Origin of the sequence: Streptomyces sp. MS06 (genome assembly GCF_047200655.1) — a bacterium.
Lineage (GTDB): Bacteria > Actinomycetota > Actinomycetes > Streptomycetales > Streptomycetaceae > Streptomyces.
In genome coordinates, this window is record NZ_JBJZOJ010000127.1 from 1 (window position 1) to 3,271 (window position 3,271).

At 71.9% G+C, this 3,271-nt stretch carries 1 protein-coding gene; it reads right to left on the reverse strand.

Annotation, left to right across the window (positions count from 1 at the left end):
* Nucleotides 1-3,271: beta-ketoacyl synthase N-terminal-like domain-containing protein (locus ACL02U_RS32710; RefSeq protein ID WP_412794645.1), on the reverse strand; the 3,271-nt coding region annotated here is incomplete at both ends.

Here is a 3,271-nt window from a genome sequence, read left to right on the forward strand (position 1 = left end):
ACCCGCGTCGTTGTCGTGGTCGAGGACCTGGCGAGCCAGACCGGTCAGGACCGCGTCCGGGCCGCACTCCACGAACCGCGACACCCCCAGGGTCCGCAACGCACGCACCCCGTCCGCGAAACGCACCGCCTCACGGACATGCCCGACCCAGTACTCCGGATCCGACAACAAGCCCGGCCCTGCCACCGCACCCGTCACGTTCGACACCACCGGCACCACCGGCTCCGACCACGCCAGCCCCCCGACCACCGCGCGGAAGTCATCCAGCATCGGCTCCATCAACGGCGAGTGGAAGGCGTGCGAGACCCGCAACCGGGACACACGCCGGCCCATCCCTTCGAAGTGGGAGGCCACCGCCTCCACCCCGGCTTCGGCACCCGACACCACCACCGAGGCCGGACCGTTGACCGCGGCGACACCCACCTCCCCAGCAAGCAGCGGTTGTACCTCGTCCTCGGTCGCCTCGACCGCGAGCATCGCCCCACCGGCGGGCAGGGCGTCCATCAACCGGCCACGCGCCGCAACCAGCCGACCGGCGTCCTCAAGCGACAGCACGCCCGCGACATGGGCCGCCGTCACCTCACCGATCGAATGCCCGGCCACCACATCAGGCCGCACACCCCACGACTCCAGCAGGCGGAACAAGGCGGTCTCCACGGCGAACAGCGCCGGCTGAGCGAACGCCGTCCGCTCCAGCACACCCGCATCCGCGTCCCCACCCCACACCACGTCCCGCAACGGGCGCTCCAACAACCCGTCCAGCACCTCACACACCGCGTCGAACGCGGACGCGAACACGGGGAACGCGGCATACAGCTCCCGGCCCATCCCGAGCCGCTGGCTGCCCTGCCCGGTGAACAACACCGCGCAGCGACCACCCGGACGCGCCCGACCAGTGACCACACCGCCCACACCGCCCACACCGGCCGCGGTCTCTCCCGCGGCCAACGCATCCAACCCCGCCAGCAACTCCTCGCGATCGGAGCCGATCACCACGGCCCGCTGCTCCAGCGCGGCCCGCGACACGGCCAGCGAATAGCCCACATCCACCGGATCCACATCCGCATCCGGACGCTCCCGCACCCACGACGCCAACCGCGACGCCTGCGCACCCACCGACCCCGCCACACCACGCGCCGACACCACCCACGGCACCACCGACGAACCCACCACCGGCACCACACCACCAGCAGCCCCAACAGACCCAGCAGACCCACCAGACCCAGCACTCTCCAGCGGCTCGGCCTCCTCCACGATCACGTGCGCGTTCGTCCCACTGATGCCGAAGGAGGAGACGGCGGCCCGCCGCGGGTGGTCCGTCCGCGGCCACAGCCGCTCTTCCGTCAGCAGCCGCACGGTGCCGTCCGACCAGTCGACCTGCGTGGACGGCTCGTCGACGTGCAGGGTCCTGGGCATCACACCGTGACGCATCGCCATGACCATCTTGATCAGGCCACCCACACCGGCCGCCGCCTGCGCGTGACCCATGTTCGACTTGATCGAACCCAGCCACAGCGGTAGGTCGGCCGGGCGCTCCTGGCCGTACGTGGCGATCAGCGCCTGCGCCTCGATCGGGTCACCCAGCGTCGTCCCCGTACCGTGTGCCTCCACCACGTCCACCTCGGCCGAGGAGACCCCCGCGCCGGCCAGCGCCGCGCGGATCACCCGCTGCTGGGAGGGGCCGTTGGGGGCGGTCAGGCCGTTGGACGCGCCGTCCTGGTTGATGGCACTGCCCCGGACCACCGCGAGCACCGGGTGGCCGTTGCGACGCGCGTCCGACAGCCGCTCCACCAGGAGCATGCCCGCGCCCTCGGCCCAGCCGACGCCGTCGGCCACCTCTGCGAAGGACTTGCAGCGGCCGTTGGCCGCGAGTCCGCGCTGCCGACTGAACTCGACGAACATGCCCGGCGTCGACATCACCGCGACACCGCCCGCGAGGGCCAGGGAGCACTCACCCGAACGCAGCGCCTGCACGGCCAGGTGCAGCGCGACCAGCGACGACGAGCAGGCCGTGTCCACCGTCACCGCGGGGCCCTCCAGGCCCAGCGTGTAGGCGACCCGGCCGGAGACCAGGCTGCCACCGCTGGTGGTGGCGGCCTCCTCGCCGAGGCCGTAGTCGTGGTACATCACACCTGCGAAGACTCCCGTGGCACTTCCCTTGAGCGGACCGGGGTCGATGCCCGCCCGCTCGAAGGCCTCCCAGGCGGTCTCCAGCAGCAGCCGCTGCTGCGGGTCCATCACCAGCGCCTCGTTCGGGCTGATCCCGAAGAAGTCCGGGTCGAAGTCAGCCGCGTCGTAGAGGAAACCGCCCTCGCGCGCATAGGTCTTCCCGGGGGTGCCGGGTTCCGGGGCGAACACGCCCGGATCCCAGCCGCGGTCGGACGGGAACCCCGACACCGCGTCCACCCCGTCGGCCACCAGCCGCCACAGGTCCTCCGGCGAGGCCACACCGCCGGGGAACCGGCACCCCATCCCCACGATCGCGATCGGGTCGTCGTCCAGCGATCGCCGTGCGGTCGGGACGGGGGCCGCCGCCTGGGTGCCGGCCTTTCCGCCCAGGGCGGCGTCGACATAGTCGACCACCGCCTCCGCGCTCGGATAGTCGAAGACGAGGGTGGCGGGCAGCCGTAGCGCGGTGGCTGCGTTGAGCCGGTTGCGCAGTTCGACGGCGGTCAGGGAGTCGAATCCGAGGTCCTTGAAGGCGCGGTCGGGTTCCACGGCGTCTTCCGACGCATAGCCCAGGACTCCGGCGACCTCACCCCGTACGACGTCCATCAGGGCCCGTCGACGGTCGGCGGCGGAGAGGCCGGCCAGCCGTTTCTGCAGCGAGCCCGCCTCGGCATGCGTTCCCACGGCCTGCCGGAGGCGGGGCCTGACCATGCCCTTGAGCAGGGCGGGGAGTTCGTCGCTGCGTGCGGCGAGGGCGGTCGCGTCGACGCGCAGGGGGACCTGGACGGGCTGGTCCGTCCGGACCACAGCCGCATCCAGCAGGTCGAGTGCTTCGGTCACCGGCAGGGCGGGCAGGCCCAGACGAGCCATCCGCACCTCCGCATCCGCCTGCGAAGAAGCACCGCCCAACCCCGTCTCCGCCCCCCACAAACCCCAGGCAAGAGACGTGGCGGGCAGGCCCTGGGCCTGGCGGTGGACGGCGAGAGCGTCGAGGAAGGTGTTGGCCGCCGCGTAGTTCGCCTGCCCCGCGGCCAGCACCAGACCACCCGCCGAGGAGAACAACACGAACGCCGACAGATCCAGATCACGCGTCAGATCGTGA